The organism is Micromonospora aridisoli (genome assembly GCF_056150025.1).
Genome location: NZ_JAXCFK010000137.1, coordinates 1 through 554, shown reverse-complemented (window position 1 = coordinate 554; position 554 = coordinate 1). Strand labels below are relative to the sequence as shown.

Sequence of the window (554 nt, the reverse complement as noted above, 5' to 3'; positions counted from 1 at the left end):
GAAACAATAACTTGATCTGTACGTTTTGCCTGTAATAAATCTCCTTCTTGAACAGCAGATAAAATCGACCAGACACCTGCATAGCCAGCATCATTTCCGATTAAATCAGATTCTGAGCCAATTAAAGCAGGTTTAGTAACGACCTCAACCCCTGTTACGCGTTCAGCTAATGCTCTATCTGCATCAATTCGCGCCTTACTTTCATCAGTAACCAAAGCACGAGTTTGAACATCATTTTCAATTGACTCAGCTCTCACTGTTTCAATTAATGATGCATTTGCTGAATCTCCATCAACGCGAGCTTTCGCTTCCTGCTGAATTGCTGCTGCATTATCTCCAGCTTGCGCAACCACAGTATCAATTCTTTTGCCCAATGCACTATCAGCATCAGTTCTTGCCTTTTCCTCACGTTGAATTGCCGCTGCATTATCTGAAGAACTAGAACTAACTGTATCAATTCTTTGAGAGAGATGCTCATCACCACTAATACGTTCTTCTTTTTCAGATGTTATAGCCGTATCACGCAACTTTGCTTCAGCAAGAATTGCAGTTTC

At 41.2% G+C, this 554-nt stretch carries 1 protein-coding gene; it reads right to left on the bottom strand.

Annotation, left to right across the window (positions count from 1 at the left end):
* On the bottom strand, positions 1-554 hold a 554-nt coding region (locus SM447_RS29760), incomplete at both ends, for a hypothetical protein (RefSeq protein WP_474576185.1).